17 protein-coding genes are annotated in these 16,251 nt (G+C 74.1%); 2 read left to right on the top strand and 15 right to left on the bottom strand.

Going from position 1 to position 16,251, the window contains the following annotated elements:
* Window positions 1–363: 363 nt before the first annotated feature.
* The 11 genes from tyrS to argC all read right to left on the bottom strand — a co-directional run bounded on the left by tyrS (window position 364) and on the right by argC (window position 12,236).
* Window positions 364–1,635 (bottom strand): tyrosine--tRNA ligase, encoded by a 1,272-nt coding sequence (tyrS, locus tag ABD160_RS06405; protein ID WP_344019315.1) that lies wholly within the window; start codon window positions 1,633–1,635, stop codon window positions 364–366.
* 85 nt (window positions 1,636–1,720) lie between these two features.
* Entirely contained in the window at window positions 1,721–2,338 is a 618-nt protein-coding gene (locus tag ABD160_RS06400; RefSeq protein ID WP_344019363.1) for a DNA-3-methyladenine glycosylase, read from the bottom strand.
* 69 nt (window positions 2,339–2,407) lie between these two features.
* Window positions 2,408–3,631: an aspartate aminotransferase type Ic gene (locus ABD160_RS06395; RefSeq protein ID WP_344019312.1), complete on the bottom strand. Its 1,224-nt coding sequence runs from the start codon at window positions 3,629–3,631 to the stop codon at window positions 2,408–2,410.
* The gene (gene argH / locus ABD160_RS06390; protein WP_344019309.1) at window positions 3,628–5,043 is read right to left on the bottom strand and encodes an argininosuccinate lyase; all 1,416 of its coding nucleotides are present in this window, start codon (window positions 5,041–5,043) and stop codon (window positions 3,628–3,630) included. Before argH ends, ABD160_RS06395 begins: the two co-directional genes overlap by 4 nt.
* On the bottom strand, window positions 5,043–6,473 hold the full coding sequence (gene argG, locus ABD160_RS06385) for an argininosuccinate synthase (RefSeq protein WP_344019306.1): 1,431 nt from the start codon (window positions 6,471–6,473) through the stop codon (window positions 5,043–5,045). The genes argH and argG overlap by 1 nt, the downstream gene beginning before the upstream one ends.
* 42 nt (window positions 6,474–6,515) lie before the next feature.
* Window positions 6,516–7,004: an arginine repressor gene (locus ABD160_RS06380; protein ID WP_344019303.1), complete on the bottom strand. Its 489-nt coding sequence runs from the start codon at window positions 7,002–7,004 to the stop codon at window positions 6,516–6,518.
* Window positions 7,001–7,921 carry an ornithine carbamoyltransferase gene (gene argF, locus ABD160_RS06375; RefSeq protein ID WP_344019300.1) on the bottom strand — a complete coding sequence of 307 codons (921 nt, stop codon included), beginning with the start codon at window positions 7,919–7,921 and terminating at the stop codon, window positions 7,001–7,003. Before argF ends, ABD160_RS06380 begins: the two co-directional genes overlap by 4 nt.
* Window positions 7,921–9,111 (bottom strand): acetylornithine transaminase, encoded by a 1,191-nt coding sequence (locus tag ABD160_RS06370; protein WP_344019298.1) that lies wholly within the window; start codon window positions 9,109–9,111, stop codon window positions 7,921–7,923. The genes argF and ABD160_RS06370 overlap by 1 nt, the downstream gene beginning before the upstream one ends.
* On the bottom strand, window positions 9,108–10,043 hold the full coding sequence (gene argB, locus ABD160_RS06365; RefSeq protein WP_344019296.1) for an acetylglutamate kinase: 936 nt from the start codon (window positions 10,041–10,043) through the stop codon (window positions 9,108–9,110). Before argB ends, ABD160_RS06370 begins: the two co-directional genes overlap by 4 nt.
* Window positions 10,027–11,211, bottom strand: coding sequence for a bifunctional glutamate N-acetyltransferase/amino-acid acetyltransferase ArgJ (gene argJ / locus ABD160_RS06360; protein WP_344019293.1), 1,185 nt, complete (start codon window positions 11,209–11,211; stop codon window positions 10,027–10,029). The genes argB and argJ overlap by 17 nt, the downstream gene beginning before the upstream one ends.
* The gene (argC, locus tag ABD160_RS06355) at window positions 11,208–12,236 is read right to left on the bottom strand and encodes an N-acetyl-gamma-glutamyl-phosphate reductase (protein WP_344019291.1); all 1,029 of its coding nucleotides are present in this window, start codon (window positions 12,234–12,236) and stop codon (window positions 11,208–11,210) included. Before argC ends, argJ begins: the two co-directional genes overlap by 4 nt.
* A gap of 466 nt (window positions 12,237–12,702) precedes the next feature.
* On the opposite strand from argC, the gene ABD160_RS06350 reads away from it, so the two are divergent.
* Window positions 12,703–13,200 carry a hypothetical protein gene (locus ABD160_RS06350; RefSeq protein ID WP_344019289.1) on the top strand — a complete coding sequence of 166 codons (498 nt, stop codon included), beginning with the start codon at window positions 12,703–12,705 and terminating at the stop codon, window positions 13,198–13,200.
* Between the two features lie 67 nt (window positions 13,201–13,267).
* The gene (locus tag ABD160_RS06345) at window positions 13,268–13,783 is read left to right on the top strand and encodes a GNAT family N-acetyltransferase (protein WP_344019287.1); all 516 of its coding nucleotides are present in this window, start codon (window positions 13,268–13,270) and stop codon (window positions 13,781–13,783) included.
* A 6-nt stretch (window positions 13,784–13,789) separates the two neighbouring features.
* Here the strand turns inward: ABD160_RS06345 and ABD160_RS06340 are convergent, their stop codons facing one another.
* From ABD160_RS06340 to ABD160_RS06325, 4 genes are all read right to left on the bottom strand, one after another.
* Complete coding sequence (locus tag ABD160_RS06340) at window positions 13,790–14,041, bottom strand: DUF3039 domain-containing protein (protein ID WP_085916132.1); 252 nt, start codon at window positions 14,039–14,041, stop codon at window positions 13,790–13,792.
* A gap of 26 nt (window positions 14,042–14,067) precedes the next feature.
* Complete coding sequence (locus ABD160_RS06335) at window positions 14,068–14,481, bottom strand: DUF3099 domain-containing protein (protein WP_344019281.1); 414 nt, start codon at window positions 14,479–14,481, stop codon at window positions 14,068–14,070.
* Window positions 14,482–14,626: 145 nt separating this feature from the next.
* Window positions 14,627–15,817 carry an AMP nucleosidase gene (locus tag ABD160_RS06330; RefSeq protein ID WP_344019278.1) on the bottom strand — a complete coding sequence of 397 codons (1,191 nt, stop codon included), beginning with the start codon at window positions 15,815–15,817 and terminating at the stop codon, window positions 14,627–14,629.
* Window positions 15,814–16,242 carry an ArsR/SmtB family transcription factor gene (locus ABD160_RS06325; RefSeq protein WP_344019275.1) on the bottom strand — a complete coding sequence of 143 codons (429 nt, stop codon included), beginning with the start codon at window positions 16,240–16,242 and terminating at the stop codon, window positions 15,814–15,816. Before ABD160_RS06325 ends, ABD160_RS06330 begins: the two co-directional genes overlap by 4 nt.
* Window positions 16,243–16,251 lie beyond the last annotated feature (9 nt).

The raw sequence follows: 16,251 nt of genomic DNA, 5'->3' as shown, positions 1-16,251 counted from the left end.
TGGCATAAAAACGCCAAAACAATAAATAGCTCGACACACTGTTGAGTTCTCAAAAGACACCCGCGCTCCGGCTTCCCGGCCCGATGGCCGTTGCACCCGGGGGCGTTCGAGTCGCCCCTGCGAGGGGGCAACTCTCTTATGCTACTTGGACCGAAGCTCAGGGTCAACCCTTGCTCCGGGCGGCCGGATCTTCACCGAGGTGAACATCCGAGGTGGTCGCCCTGGCCGGTCGCGCGGCCCGGCCTCTCGGCCTGCCCTGCGCTCTCCGTCCCGTCTCGGCGACGAAGAGAAAGTTACAGGACCCGCCCGGGGCCCTCTGCAGGGGGGTCCCCTTTCGGCGTCGTCGCAGGTCAGGAGCCGTTCTCAGCGGCCGAGCCGGACACCGGCCAGGTTCCGCTTGCCGCGGCGCACCACCAGCCAGCCACCGTCCAGCACGTCACCGGCGGCCGGAACCCAGTCCTCGTCGGTGACCTTGACGTTGTTGACGTACGCCCCGCCCTCCTTCACGGCACGGCGGGCGGCGCCCTTGCTCTCGGTCAGCCCGGTCGCCACGAGCAGGTCGACGATCGTGTCGGCGCCACCGCTGTCGGTGTGCGGGACCTCGGCGAGGGCCGCGTCCAGGGTGCGCGCGTCGAGGTCGGTGAGCTCGGCGCGCCCGAACAGTGCCTGGCTCGCCGTCGTCACCTGCCGGGTCTGCTCCTCGCCGTGCACCAGGGTGGTGAGCTCCGCGGCCAGCCGGCGCTGCGCGCTGCGCAGGTGCGGCTTCTCGGTGAGCTCGGCGCCGAGCGCCTCGATCTCCTCGCGGTCGAGGAAGGTGAACAGCTTCAGGAAGCTCAGCACGTCGCTGTCGGCGACGTTCACGAAGTACTGGTACCAGGCGTACGGCGAGGTCCGCTCCGGATCGAGCCACACGTTCCCGCCGCCGGTGGACTTGCCGAACTTGCGTCCCTCCGAGTCGGTCACCAGCGGCGTGGTCAGCGCGTGCACGTGCGCGCCCTCGACCCGCCGGATGAGATCGACGCCGCCGACGATGTTGCCCCACTGGTCGGAGCCGCCGATCTGCAGCCGGCAGCCGAGCGTCCGGTGCAGGTGCAGGTAGTCCTGCGACTGGAGCAGCAGGTAGCTGAACTCGGTGTAGGACATGCCGTCGGCGGCGAGCCGGCGCTTCACCGTCTCGCGGGCCAGCATCGTGTTGACCGGGAAGTGCTTGCCGAGGTCGCGGAGGAACTCGAGCACCGTCTGCTGCCCGGTCCAGTCCAGGTTGTTGACCGTCAGCGCGCCGGTCGGCGAGTCGTCGAACCGGACGAAGCGCTCCAGCTGCCCGCGGATCAGGCCGGTCCACTCGGCGACGGTCCGCTCGTCGTGCAGGGACCGCTCCCCCACGTCCCGCGGGTCGCCGATCATCCCGGTCGCGCCCCCGGCGAGGATCACCGGCCGGTGCCCGGCCTCCTGGAACCGGCGCAGCGTGAGCATCTGGACCAGGTGGCCGGCGTGCAGGCTCGGTGCGGTCGGGTCGAACCCCGCGTAGAGGGTGACCGGCCCGTCACCGGCGAGCTCCTTCGCGAGCGCGTCGCGGTCGGTGCTCTGCGCGATCAGCCCGCGCCACTCGAGGTCGTCCAGGATGTCCGTACTCACGCCCCCATCTTCGCCGCCGCGCGACGCGACGCGCACCCGGGTTCCGCTCCCGGCCGTCGCCGGTGCGGCGGCAGGCGGCCCCGGATCAACCGGTGCGGCGCCGGGAGCGCTTCGTACCGGCCCGGTAGCTGCTCACCGCGCGCGACCCGTCGATCCAGAACCGCCAGGGCAGCTCGGCCGCGGCCGCCACCCCGACCCGCGGCCCGCTGCGGATCGACGCGCGCGGGACGGGCTCGCCGGCCAGCAGCCGCACCCGGGAGGCCGGATCGGTCAGGTCGGTGCCGTCGTCGTCGCGCCCGAGACCGAGCAGTGACGCCAGCCGGGCCGGCCCGCGGGCGAGCTCGGCGTCGTTGCGGGCGGTCGGGCGCCGGACCCGGGCCACCCCGGGATCGCCGAGCACCTCACCGGCCCGGAACAGCACCGCGCCCGGCTCGCCGTCGGTCAGGCAGGAGACGTTCGCGCAGAAGTGCATGCCGTAGACGAAGTACACGTAGAGGTGACCGGCCGGGCCGAACATCACGCCGTTGCGCGGGGTGCGGCCGCGGTGGCTGTGCGACGCCGGATCGTCCGCCCCGCGGTAGGCCTCCACCTCGACCAGGCGCACCGCGACCGCGCCGTCCGGGGTGTCCGCCGCCAGCACGCAGCCGAGCAGGCGCTGCGCGGCCGGCAGCACGTCGACCGCCAGCTCGGACCGGCCGAGCAGCGCCGACGAGCCCGTCCGGCCACCCGCGCGGGGCGGCCCGACGGGCCCGTCGGTCGTGCGGTCCGCCACTCAGCGGCGGGACAGGGCGAGCTGCACGCAGGTGACCACGCCGGCCATCGCCTTCTCGACCTCGTCCTGCGGGGGCAGGGTCGGGGCGAGCCGGATGGTCGCGTCCTGCGGGTCCTTGCCGTACGGGTGCGTGGCGCCGGCCGGGGTCAGCACGACGCCGGCCTCCTTCGCCAGCCGCACGACCTCCGAGGCCAGCCCGTCCGGCACGGTGAGGCTCACGAAGTAGCCGCCCTTGGGCGTCGTCCAGCTGACGCCCTCGGTGTCGGCGAACGCCTCGGTCAGCAACCGCTCGACGGCGGCGAACTTCGGCGCGATCAGCGCGCGGTGCGCGGCCATGTGGGCCCGCAGGCCCGCGGCGTCCTTGAGGAACGCGGCGTGCCGCAGGTGGTTGACCTTGTCCGGGCCGATCGACTTCTTCGAGGTGAGCGCGAGCCACCAGCCGATGTTCGCCTCGGACCCGCCGAAGAACGCGACGCCCGCACCGGCGAGGGTGATCTTCGACGTGGAGCCGAACACGAACGGCCGGTCCGGGTTGCCCGCCTCGGCGGCGAGCGCCAGCAGGTCGGCGATCTCGATCTCGTCGGAGGTCAGGTGGTGCACCGCGTAGGCGTTGTCCCACATGATCCGGAAGTCCGGTGCGGCGGTCGGCATCGCGGCCAGCCTGCGGACGACCTCGTCGGAGTACACGACGCCGTCCGGGTTCGAGTACTTCGGGACGCACCAGATGCCCTTGATCGACGGGTCGTCGGCGACCAGCCGCTCCACCTCGTCCATGTCCGGGCCGTCGGCCGTCATCGGCACGGTGACCAGGTCGATCCCCAGGCGCTCGCAGACGCCGTAGTGCCGGTCGTAGCCGGGGACCGGCGCGATGAAGGCGACCCGGCCGGCGTCCACCCAGCGGGCGGGGGCGCCGGGGACCGGCGAGAGCAGGGCGTGCACCAGCACGTCGTGCATCAGCTCGAGGCTGGAGTTGTTCCAGGCGACCAGCTGACCGACCGGGACCTGCAGCGCGGGCGCGAAGATCTCGCGCAGCTCGGGCAGGCCCTGCAGGCCGCCGTAGTTGCGGGTGTCGGTGCCGTCCGCGGCGCGGTACTCGCCCGCGCCCGGCAGGCCGAGCAGGCCGTGCGCCAGGTCGAGCTGCTCCGACGACGGCTTGCCCCGCGTCAGGTCCAGCTTCAGGCCGGCGGCCTTGAGCTCCTCGTAGGCTGCGGCAGGGTCGGTCATGCGGTTCCTCCGGTGAACTCTCTCGCTGCGGCCGCGTCGGTGCGCAGGTCGGCCAGCTGCTCGGCGACCCGGTCGCCCGCCGTGCCGCCCCGCGCGTTCCGCGACGCGATGGAGCCTTCCACGGTCAGCACGTCGCGGACACTCGGGTCCAGTGCCGGGTGCACGGCGGCCAGCTCGGCGTCGGTCAGGTCGGCCAGTCCGACGCCGCGCGCCTCGGCGGCCCGGACGCAGCCGCCGGCCGCCTCGTGCGCCACCCGGAACGGCACGCCCTGCCGGACGAGCCACTCGGCGACGTCGGTGGCCAGCGTGAAGCCGGCCGGGGCCAGCTCGGCCAGCCGCCCGGTGTGGAAGGTCAGGGTCGCCACCATCCCGGCCACCGCCGGCAGCAGGAGCTCCAGCTGCGCGACCGAGTCGAACAGCGGTTCCTTGTCCTCCTGCAGGTCCCGGTTGTACGCCAGGGGCAGGCCCTTGAGGGTGGTGAGCAGCCCGGTCAGGTTGCCGACCAGGCGCCCGGACTTGCCGCGGGCCAGCTCCGCGACGTCCGGGTTCTTCTTCTGCGGCATGATCGAGCTGCCGGTGGAGTACGCGTCGTCGAGGGTCACGTACCCGAACTCGGCGGTCGCCCAGAGGATGATCTCCTCGGACAGCCGGGAGAGGTCCACCCCGATCATCGCGAGCACGAACGCGGCCTCGGCGGCGAAGTCCCGCGACGCCGTCCCGTCGATCGAGTTCGCCGACGACCCGGCGAACCCGAGCTCGGCGGCGACGGCCTCCGGGTCCAGCCCGAGCGACGAGCCGGCCAGCGCGCCCGACCCGTAGGGCGAGTACGCGGTGCGCCGGTCCCAGTCGCGGAGCCGGTCGACGTCGCGCAGCAGCGCGTGCGCGTGCGCGCCGAGCTGGTGGCCGAGCAGCACCGGCTGCGCGTGCTGCAGGTGCGTCCGGCCGGGCATCGCCGCGCCCGGGTGCGCCTGCGCCTGCGCGACCAGCGCGTCGACGACGTCGAGCACGCCGTCGGCGACCCGCCGGGTGGCGTCCCGCAGCCACATCCGGAACTGGGTCGCGACCTGGTCGTTGCGCGACCGGCCGGCGCGCAGCTTCCCGCCCAGGTCCGGACCGGCCCGCTCGATCAGGCCGCGCTCCAGCGCGGTGTGCACGTCCTCGTCGCCGGGCTCGGGCCCGAACGCGCCGGACCGCACGTCGGCGGCCAGCTCGTCGAGCGCCTTGTGCATGCCGGCCAGCTCGTCGTCGGTCAGCAGCCCGGCGCCGTGCAGCACCCGGGCGTGCGCCTTCGAGCCGCGGATGTCGTAGGGCGCCAGCGCCCAGTCGAAGTGCGTGGACCGGCTCAGCGCGGCCAGCGCGTCGGCCGGGCCGGACGAGAACCGGCCGCCCCACAGGGCGGAGCCGCCGGCCATCAGTCGGTGCCCGCTTCCAGGGCGGCGTCGTCGAGCAGCGTCTCGTTGCCGCCGCTCCCCTCGCCCGCGCCGGCGATCCGGTCGAACCCGCCGGAGGGCAGCTCACCGAACAGGGTGCCGTGCTCGACGAGCACCGTGCCCTGCTCCTGCGGCTGCCCGGCGTAGGTCTCCAGCTTCGCGCGCGAGTCGGCGATGTCGAGGTTGCGCATGGTGAGCTGCCCGATCCGGTCGGCGGGCCCGAACGCGGCGTTCTCCACACGCTCCATCGAGAGCCGGTCGGGGTGGTAGGAGAACCCGGGACCGTCGGTGTCGAGGATCGTGTAGTCGTCGCCGCGGCGCAGGCGCAGCGTCACCGTGCCGCTGACCACCGAGGCGATCCAGCGCTGGATCGCCTCGCGCACCATCAGCGCCTGCGGGTCCAGCCAGCGGCCCTCGTAGAGCAGCCGGCCCAGCTTGCGGCCGTCGGCGTGGTAGTTGGCGACGGTGTCCTCGTTGTGGATCGCGTTGATCAGCCGCTCGTAGGCGATGAACAGCAGCGCCATCCCCGGCGCCTCGTAGATGCCGCGCGACTTCGCCTCGATGATCCGGTTCTCGATCTGGTCGGACATGCCCAGGCCGTGCCGGCCGCCGACCGCGTTCGCCTCGCGCACCAGGTCCACCCGGTCCGCGAACTGCTTGCCGTTGATCGCCACCGGGTAGCCGGCCTCGAAGGTGACCGAGACGTCCTCGGTCTCGATCTCGACCGACGGGTCCCAGTACTTCACGCCCATGATCGGCTCGACGGTCTCCAGGGACACGTCGAGCTGCTCGAGCGTCTTGGCCTCGTGGGTGGCGCCCCAGATGTTGGCGTCGGTGGAGTACGCCTTCTCCGCCGAGTCCCGGTACGGGAGGCCGTGCTCGGTCAGCCACCGGCTCATCTCGTCCCGGCCGCCCAGCTCGGAGACGAACGCGTCGTCCAGCCACGGCTTGTAGATCCGCAGGCCCGGGTTGGCCAGCAGGCCGTAGCGGTAGAACCGCTCGATGTCGTTGCCCTTGAACGTGGAGCCGTCGCCCCAGATGTTCACGTCGTCGGCCTGCATCGCCCGGACCAGCAGCGTCCCGGTGACGGCCCGGCCCAGCGGCGTCGTGTTGAAGTAGGTCTTCCCGCCGGAGCGGATGTGGAACGCGCCGCAGGCCAGCGCCGCGAGGCCCTCGTCGACCAGCTGCGGCTTGATGTCCACCGCGCGGGCGATCTCCGCCCCGTACTCCCTGGCCCGCGTGGGCACCCCGGACATGTCCGGCTCGTCGTACTGGCCGAGGTCGGCGGTGTAGGTGCACGGGATCCCGCCCTTGTCACGCATCCAGGCGACCGCCACGGAGGTGTCGAGCCCTCCGGAGAACGCGATGCCGATGCGCTCGCCCCGGGGGAGGGAGCTGAGGACCTTGCTCACGGGATGGATGCTCCTTCGTCAGACGTCGGGCTCGGTGTTCGTTCAGAGCTCGCGCAGCAGCGCGAGGAGTTGCTCGCCGGTGAGCGGCTCGCGGGCCACCACCAGGAGCGTGTCGTCGCCGGCGATCGTCCCGACGACGTCGTGCAGGGCGGCCCGGTCCAGCGCACTGGCCAGGTAGTGCGCCGCGCCCGGCGGGGTGCGCAGCACCGCCAGGTTCCCACTCGCGTCCGCGGAGACGAGCAGCTCCCCCAGCAACCGGGACAACCGCCCGGTACCGCCCTCGACGCCGCGCACCGGGCTGCCGTCCTCCGGGATGAGGTAGACCGGTGCGCCGCCGTCCGCGCCGCGCACCTTGACCGCCCCCAGCTCGTCGAGATCGCGCGAGAGCGTCGCCTGGGTCGTCTCGATCCCGCTGGCGCGCAACAACGCCAGCAGCTCGCTCTGGCTGCGCACGGCGCGCTGGGTGATCAGCTCGACGATCCGGGCCTGCCGTGCGACCCGGGTCGCCGCGCCGCCGCGAGCCCCCTTCATCGCTCCAGGAGCCACGTCAGCAACGCCTTCTGTGCGTGCAGCCGGTTCTCCGCCTCGTCCCAGACCGCGCTGGCCGGGCCGTCGAGCACCTCGTCGGTGATCTCGTCGCCGCGGTGCGCCGGCAGGCAGTGCAGCACGATCGCCCCGGGTGCGGCGTGCCGCAGCAGGGCGGCGTTGACCTGGTAGGGCCGGAACGGGGCGACCCGGTCGAGACCGTCGGCCTCCTGCCCCATCGACGTCCAGGTGTCGGTGACGATCACCTCGGCCCCGGCGACGGCGGCCGCCGGATCGGCGACCAGCGCCACCGAGCCGCCGGTCTGCTCGGCGCGGCCCTTCGCGTCGCGCAGCACCGCGGAGTCGGGGGTGAACCCGGCCGGCGCGGCGATCCGCACGTGCATCCCGGCGGTCGCACCGCCGAGCAGCAGCGAGTGCGCGACGTTGTTCGCGCCGTCCCCGAGGTAGGTCAGCGTCCGGCCGGCCGTGCCGCCGAGCCGCTCCCGGATCGTCTGCAGGTCGGCCAGGATCTGGCAGGGGTGGAACGAGTCGGTCAGCGCGTTCACCACCGGGACGGACGCGGCCGCGGCCATCTCCTCGATCCGCTCCTGGCCCGAGGTGCGCCAGACGATCGCGTCGACGTAGCGGGACAGCACCCGGGACGTGTCGGAGATCGTCTCGCCGCGCCCGAGCTGGCTGGCGTTGCCGTCCAGCACGATCGCGGTGCCGCCGAGCTGGGTGATCCCGGCCTCGAAGGACACCCGGGTGCGGGTGGAGGACTTGTCGAAGACGACCGCGACCGCCTTCGGCCCGGCGAGCGGGCGTGCCGCGAACCGGTCCGCCTTGAGCCGGTCGGCGAGGTCGAGCACCTCGGCCTGCTCGGCGGGCGAGAGGTCGTCGTCGCGCAGCAGGTGGCGGACCATCAGCTGCCCTGCCCTTCCACCGCGGCCGCGGCGTCCAGGATCGCCGGCAGCGCGGACAGGAACTCGGCCGACTCGTCGTCGCCGAAGGTGAGTGCCGGGGCCAGCCGGAGCCGCTCCGGGGTGGCGTTGTTGACCAGGTGGCCCGCGTCCCGGGCGGCCGCGGCGACCTGGGCCGTGACCGGGTGCCGCAACCCGATGCCGATGTGCAGGCCGTCGCCGGAGACGTCGGAGACCAGCGGATGGCCCAGCCCCTCGATGCCGCTGCGGAGGTCCTTGCCGAGCCGGTCGACGTGCTCCAGCAGGCCGTCGGTGGCGATCGTGTCGAGCACCGCGAGCGCCGCGGCACAGGAGATCGGGTTGCCGCCGAAGGTGGTGCCGTGCTGGCCGGGCCCGAGCAGCGTCCCCGCGTCGCCGATCCCGATGCAGGCGCCGATCGGCAGGCCGCCGCCGAGCCCCTTCGCCAGCGTGACGACGTCCGGCACGATGCCGTCGGCCTGGTGGGCGAACCAGCGGCCGGTGCGGCCGATGCCGGTCTGCACCTCGTCGAGCACCAGCAGGGCGCCGCGCTCGGCGGTGATCCGGCGGGCGCCGGCGAGATAGCCGTCCGGCGGCACCACCACGCCGGCCTCGCCGAGGATCGGCTCCAGGAACACCGCGGCGGTGTCGGCGGTGACGGCGGCGTCGAGCGCGTCCAGGTCGCCGTACGGGATGTGCACGACGCCGGGCGGCATCGGCTCGAACGGGGCCCGCTTGGCGGGCTGCCCGGTCAGCGCGAGCGAGCCCATGGTGCGACCGTGGAAGGCGCCCTCGCAGGCGACGATGCCGGGGCGGCCGGTCCGGCGGGCGATCTTGAAGGCGGCCTCGTTCGCCTCGGTGCCCGAGTTGCACAGCAGGGTGCGGGCGTCGTCGCGGCCGAGCAGCCCCTGCAGCCGCTCGGCGAGCTGCAGCGCCGGGTCGGTGATGAAGAAGTTCGAGGTGTGCCCGAGCGTGCGGACCTGCTCCGAGACGGCCTCGACGATCGCCGGGTGCGCGTGCCCGAGCGCGTTCACCGCGATCCCGGAGTACAGGTCCAGGTAGGCGCGGCCCTCCGCGTCCCACACCCGGGAGCCCTCGCCGCGGACCAGGGTCAGCGGCGGGGTGCCGTAGTTGTCCATCACCGCGGCCTGCCACCGCGCCGTGTACGAGCTCATGCCGTTCCCCCAGCAGCCGGGTCGGGATCGGGAAGCACCATCGTCCCGACGCCCTCGTGTGTGAAGACCTCCAGCAGGACCGAGTGCGGCACCCGGCCGTCGATCACGTGCGCCTGGGCCACCCCCGACCGGACCGCGCGCAGGCAGGCCTCCATCTTCGGCGCCATCCCGCTCTCCAGCCGGAGCAGCATCGGCTCCAGCTGGCCCGCGGTCAGCGAGGTGATGATCGAGTCGGGATCGGGGTAGTTCGCGTAGAGCCCCTCGACGTCGGTCAGCACCACGAGCTTGGCGGCGTCCAGCGCCCCGGCCAGCGCGGCGGCCGCGCTGTCGGCGTTGATGTTGTGCACCTGCCCGTCGACGTCCGGCGCGACGCCGGCCACGACCGGGATCCGGCCGGCCGCGATGATGTCGAGCACCGCGTCCGGGTTGACCTTCGTGACGTCGCCGACCAGGCCGATGTCGACCGGCTCGCCGCCCACCAGCGCGGTCCGCTTCTCGGCGGTGAACAGCCCGGCGTCCTCACCGGACAGTCCGACGGCGAGCGGGCCGTGCGCGTTGATCAGGCCGACCAGCTCCCGGCCGACCTGGCCGAAGAGCACCATCCGGACGATCTCCATCGTCTCCGGCGTGGTGACGCGCAGGCCGCCGCGGAACTCCCCCGGCATGCCGAGCCGCCGGAGCATCGCGCTGATCTGCGGGCCGCCGCCGTGCACGACGACCGGATGGATGCCGGCCAGGCGCAGGAACACCATGTCCCGCGCGAACGCCTGCTTGAGCTCGTCGTCGATCATCGCGTTGCCGCCGTACTTGACGACGACGATGCGGCCGTGGAAGCGCTGCAGCCAGGGCAGCGCCTCGGCCAGCACGCCGGCCTTCTCGCCGGCCCGCTTCAGCCGGTCCGGGGCGGCGAGCGGTTCAGGAGGAGTAGGCACTGTTCTCCTCCACGTAGGCGTGCGACAGGTCGGTGGTCCGGATCTCGGCGGTGTTGCCGTCGGCGCCGCCGGTCAGGCCCAGCTCGACCTCGATGGTGACGTCCTCGCCGGACAGGTCGCAGTCGGCCCGGTCCCCCGCGACGACGGCGCCCTTGCAGAGCAGCACCCCGTTGATCGTCACGTCGAGCCGCTCGGGGTCGATCTGCGCGTCGGCGCAGCCCACGGCGGCGGCGATCCGGCCCCAGTTCGGGTCGGAGCCGAACATCGCCGTCTTGACCAGGGAGTCCCGGGCGACGGTCCGGGCGACGGTCACCGCGTCGTCCTCGGAGGCGGCGCCGGTGACCCGCACGGTGATCCGCTTGGTGACGCCCTCGGCGTCGGCCTGCATCTGCTCGGCCAGGTCCCGGCAGACCCGGGTCAGCGCGGCGGTGAACACGGCCGGATCGGCCGGCACGCCGGACGCGCCGGAGGCGAGCACCAGCACGGTGTCGTTGGTCGACATGGAGCCGTCGACGTCGAGCCGGTCGAAGCTGTAGCGGACCGCCTCGCGCAGCGCCGCGTCCAGCAGCGGCCGCTCGACGACGGCGTCGGTGGTGAGCACGGTGAGCATGGTCGCCATCGACGGGGCGATCATCCCGGCGCCCTTGGTGGTGCCGCCGACCGTCCAGCCCGCCGGGTCGGTCACGTGCGCCTGCTTCGGGACGGTGTCGGTGGTCATGATCGCGGTGGCGACGGCGGTCGCCGCCTCGGGGGTGGCGGCCAGCTCCCCGGCCGCCTTCTGCACCCCGGCCAGCACGGTGTCCCTGGGCAGCTGATCGCCGATCAGGCCGGTCGAGCAGACGCCGACCTCGACGGCCCCGCAGCCGAGCACCTCGGCGACCTTCTCGGCCGTCGCGTGCGCGGTCCGGAAGCCCTCCGGGCCGGTGCAGGCGTTCGCACCGCCGGAGTTCAGGACGACCGCGCGCAGCGCACCGTAGGTGAGGACCTGCTGGGTCCACAGCACCGGCGCGGCCTTCACCTTGTTGCGGGTGACGACGCCGGCCGCCTCGGTGCGCGGGCCGTCGTTGACCACCAGCGCCAGGTCCGCCCGGCCGGACTTCTTGATCCCGGCGGCGATCCCGGCGGCCCGGAAGCCCTGAGCGGCGGTCACACCGGTCGGCTCGCTCACGGTGCCACTCCCGTCGTCGGCAGTCCGGTCGTCTCGGGCAGGCCGAGCGCCAGGTTCATGCACTGCACGGCCCCGCCCGCGGTGCCCTTGGTCAGGTTGTCGATGGCGGAGACGACGACCAGGCGGCGCGCGTCCGGATCGACGGTCAGCTGCAGCGCCACCAGGTTGGAGCCCAGGGTCTGCGCGGTCGTCGGCCACTGCCCCTCGCCGAGCAGCCGCACGAACGGCTCGCCGGCGTAGGCCTTCTCGTAGGCCTGCCGCACCGTCGCGGTGTCGGTGGCCGGATCGGCCAGCGGCGCCGAGCAGGACGCCAGGATGCCGCGCGGCAGCGGCGCCAGCACCGGCGTGAAGCTCACCGAGACCGGCGAGCCGAGCGCGGCCGAGAGGTTCTGCGCGATCTCCGGGGTGTGCCGGTGCACGCCACCGACCCCGTACGCGGACAGCGAGCCCATCACCTCGGCGCCCAGCAGGTGCGGCTTGAGCGACTTCCCGGCGCCGGAGGTGCCGGTGACGGCGGTGACCACCACGTCCGGCTCGACCAGGCCGGCGACCAGCGCCGGGAACAGCGCGAGGCTGATCCCGGTCGGGTAGCAGCCGGGCACGGCGACCCGGCTCGCGCCGACCAGGCGCTCCCGGGCGCCGGGCAGCTCGGGCAGCCCGTAGGGCCAGTGCCCGGCGTGCTCGCCGCCGTACCAGCGGTCCCAGGCGGCCGGATCGGTCAGCCGGTGGTCGGCCCCGCAGTCGATCACCAGCGTGTCGCCGCCGAGCTGCGCCGCGAGCTCGGCCGAGCGGCCGTGCGGCAGCGCGAGGAACACCGCGTCGTGCCCGGCCAGGCTCTCCGCGGTGGTCTCGGCGAGGACCCGGTCGGCGAGCGGCGCCAGGTGCGGCTGATGCTCGCCGAGACGGGTGCCGGCGTTGCCGCCCGCCGTCAGCGTGCCGATCTCGACGTCCGGATGGGCGAGGAGCAGCCGGAGGAGCTCGCCCCCGGCGTATCCGCTGGCTCCCGCCACTGCGATGCGTACCACGGTGAATGATTATGCAGACCCGCGAGAGTTCATGCAACGCGGTTCGCGATCGCGATCAGGCTTCCGGAGCCGGCCGCGCAGCTGCCGGGCGAACCCTAGCCTCCCGCCGGTGCGGACGGAGCGGACGGTGCGGTGTCGACGGAGCAGGACCCGCGCGGGCGGTCGCGCCCGGCGGGCGGGGTACGCGCTGGTGGCCGCGGTGCTCGCGCTGGCCCTGCCGGGGTGCGCGACGACCGTGCCCGGGACCGCGTGGCCGGCCGGTGCCGGTCCGGCCGCACCCGCCGCGCCAGCCGCACCGGACGCGCCAGCCGCACCGGATGCGCCGGACGCGCCGGTTGCGCTGGATGCGCCGGATGCCGGGGCGCCCGGCACGCGGCCGGGCCCGCCGACGTCGTTCACCGGGCCTGCGGACCGGCTCCCGGCACCCGCCGGGCCGTCCCCGGGCCCGGGAGCCGACGGCGGCCCGGTGGCCGTCCCGACCCGGACGGTTCCCCCGGTCCCGGCCGGTCCCGCCCCGGATGGCAGCACCGACGGCACCCGCGGCGCCGTCGCGCCGCTCACCGCCGACGTGCTGACCGACGAGTGCCTGGTCGGGGCCGAGGCGCTCGCCGGGCTGCTCGGCGCCGAACCCGCGGTGCCGGCCGCCAACGCCGAGATCGCCCGGCCGGACGGCGCCCGGACCCGGGCCTGCTTCGCGGTCGGCGGCTCGTCGACCGCCGCGGTGAACGTCTACACCACGAACCGGGGCACCCCCGCCGATCACGTCCGCTCGGCGGGCGGCGCGCGCGGGATCGACGGGACCGGCGACGGGACCGTCGCCGTGCTGCTGGAGACGGTCGCCGGGCCGACGGTGCAGGTCGGCGCCGGGCGCTACCTGGTCACGATCGCGGTGGCCGGCCGGAACCCGACCGACGAGCAGTGGAGGACCGCCGTCCGCAGCGCGGTCGCCGCGCTCCCCCGCTGACCGCATCGCCGGCGGGCGTCGGTCATCCTGGGGGCCGATCCACGACGGGCCGGGAGCGGGGTGAGGGGTGGGACAGCTGCTGCGGGCGTGCGTCCCGTCGGCCGACGCGGCCCCGCTGGCCCGGCTGGACGCGGAGCTCGCCGACGTCCTCGGGGCGTCCGGGCCGCGCTGGCACGACACCGTCGCGGCCGACCCGGGCCGGGCCCACCTGGTACTCGACGACGGCGGGGAGCCGGCCGGCTACCTGGTCCTGGCCGCGCCGCGCGGGCCCGAGCCGGGGATCGAGCTGCACCGGCTGGTCGTCGCCGCCGACCGGCGCGGCCGCGGCCTGGGCCGCGCGCTGCTGCGCACCGCGCTGGCGCTGGCCGCGGTGCCGCACCCGCCTGCCGGGCTGGACCCGGACCCGGCCTGGGTCCGCCCGGACTGGCTGCCGGCGGGCCGGCTGTGGCTGGAGGCGCACCCGGCGAACAGCGCCGCGGTGCGGCTCTACCGGTCCGAGGGACTGCTCACCGAGGCCCGGCTGCCGTCGGTGCCCGGCGACCCGTCGTCACCCGCGCGGCGGCTGGTGCTCGCCCGCGGGTGAGCGGGATCAGGAGTCGTCGCCGCCCTTGGGCAGGCCCTCGAAGATCTTCTTGCAGTCCGGGCAGACCGGCGAGCCGGGCTTCGGCGACTTGGTGACCGGGAAGGTCTCGCCGCACAGGGCCACCACCATGTTGCCCAGCACCGCGCTCTCGGTGATCTTGGACTTCTGCACGTAGTGGAACATGTCCGGCGTGTCGTCGCCGGTGGTCTCGGTGCCCTCCGGCCGGGTGTCGACCTCGGGAAGAGTCGTCGTGGTCATGCGCACATGATGCACCACGGCGCCGGTCAGCCGGTCGCACCGCGGGGCCCGGCGTCGCGGCCCCCGTCACCGCCGGTGTCACCGGCGGGCTCCCGGCCCTCGTCACCGCCGGTGTCCCGGCGCTCGTCACCGCCCTCGACGACCGGGTGCGGGCGCTCCTCGATCGCCCGGTGCTCGTGCCGGTAGCGGTTCGGCTTCTCCGCCTTGCGCGGCAGCCGGTCGTTCGCCACGAGCACCGCGATCCACGGCAGCGGCACCGAGATCGCCAGCAGGGTCACCGCCAGCCAGGGGATCTGGTAGAAGACCCCGGCCAGGATCATGCACGGGATCCGGAGGCCCATCGTCCACTTGTAGCGCCGCTTACGGACCTCCAGCTCCTCGTCGTAGGACATCTGCGCGTCCGTGATGAGCACGGGGTCCTCGCGTCGCTGGTCGCTCACGTGACCACCTCCGATTCCATGGTGACACCTGCGGCGCGACTTCGCGCAGCGCCCTCACCCGTGATCATGAGGGGGTGTCGCGACGGACGCCGGCCCGGCGTCCGTCGATGTGGTTCGGCGCGGCGGCGCCGCGCGGTTCGGCCGGTCAGGCGCCGTCCGGCCCGTTGCCGAGCAGCGGCTCGTCGGCCGAGCGCACCTCGGAGCCGGGCAGCCCGTCCGGGTGCTCGGTGCGGACCCGCTCGACGGCGTCGAGCGCGATCCCCAGGTGCTTGCGCTTGCTGGCCTCGTAGAACGCCCGGGCGCCGCCGGCCAGCTTGGGCTCGGCGTGCAGCGGCTTGTCCGAGACGCACAGCAGGGTGGCGTTCGGGATCCGGTAGCGGAACCCGTTGGCGGCGATCGTGGCCGACTCCATGTCCACCGCGACCGCCCTGGCGAGCCGCATCCGGTGCAGCGTCGCGGCCTGGTTGAACTCCCAGTTCCGGTTGTCCGTGGTGTGCACGACACCGGGCCGGTAGGTGGTGCCGGCGCGCTCGAGGGCGTCCATCAGGTAGCCGTTGAGCCGCAGGCTGGGGATCACCGGGACGTCCGCGGGCAGCACCTCGTCGAGCACGTGATCGGCCCGCTGGTAGGCCGTCGCCAGCACGAAGTCGCCCAGCTCCTGCCGGTTCCGGAGGCCGCCGCAGTGCCCGATCATGATCATCGTGTCCGGCCGGAGGACGGCGAGGTGGTCGGTGACCGTCTTCGCGTTGGCCGGCCCGACCCCGATGTTGACCAGGGAGACGCCGTCGCCGTCCGGGCGCGGATGGTGGTAGGCGGGCATCTGCACACCGGCCCGGTCCGGCCGTTCGGCGTCCGGGAAGCGCTCCAGGAACGACTCGACGTGCATCGCGTAGTTGGTGAACAGGACGTGCCGCTGGAAGGACTCGGCGGGCGTCCCGGTGTAGTGCGACAGCCGGTCCAGCGACAGCGCCATCCGCTCCGGCCCGAACAGGAACAGCTTCTTGACGCGCAGGTCGAAGCGGTCCTCGTCGAGCGCGGCGAAGAACGCCGGATCGGTGAAGGCGCGGGCCGGGCGGGCGCCCCGCGCGGTGACCGTGGCGCCGGCGGCGACCAGGCCGCGCAGCTCGCGGTGCAGGTAGCGGCGGATCGCGCTGGGCCGGGCGAACTCGCCGGAGATCCGCGGGTTGTGCGCCGACCAGGGGCGCACCACCTCGAGCTCGGGGTACCAGCCGTCCCGGTGCACCGCGTCCAGCGCGTCCAGCAGCCGGTCGATCTCCAGGTCGAGCTTGTCCTCGGGGACCGGCGGACGCACCTGCTCCACCAGGGCCGGGGTCATGCGGAGTCCGACCGGTCGGCGGCGGGCTCGGCGTCGGTGCCGCCGTGCGCGTGCAGGTGGCCGGGTGCGACCGCCACCGACGACACCACCTCGAGCAGCCTGCGGGGCAGCCCGTCGGCCAGCCGGTAGCGGACCAGCCTGCCGTGCCGGTGCGCGGTCACCATGCCGTGCGCGCGCAGCAGCCGCAGCGCGTGCGACACCGCCGAGTCGCTCATCCCGACCGCCACCGCCAGGTCGGAGACGCAGAGGTCCCCGGCGTGCTGCAGCGCGAGCAGGATGGACAGCCGGTTGACCTCGCCCAGGACGTCCAGGACGGTGGCCGCCTCGGCCACCTTGTCGCCGTCGGACAGCACCGCGACGGCGTCGCAGACCTGGTCCGGGTCGATCACACGAGCGCCGCTGAGTGCCTCCGGAACCTTGTGCACGGCACCGAT

It is taken from the genome of Pseudonocardia kongjuensis (genome assembly GCF_039526905.1).
Classification (GTDB): Bacteria; Actinomycetota; Actinomycetes; order Mycobacteriales; family Pseudonocardiaceae; genus Pseudonocardia; species Pseudonocardia kongjuensis.
The sequence above is the reverse complement of the archived record's forward strand: the minus strand, read 5'-3'. Positions and strand labels throughout refer to the sequence as shown.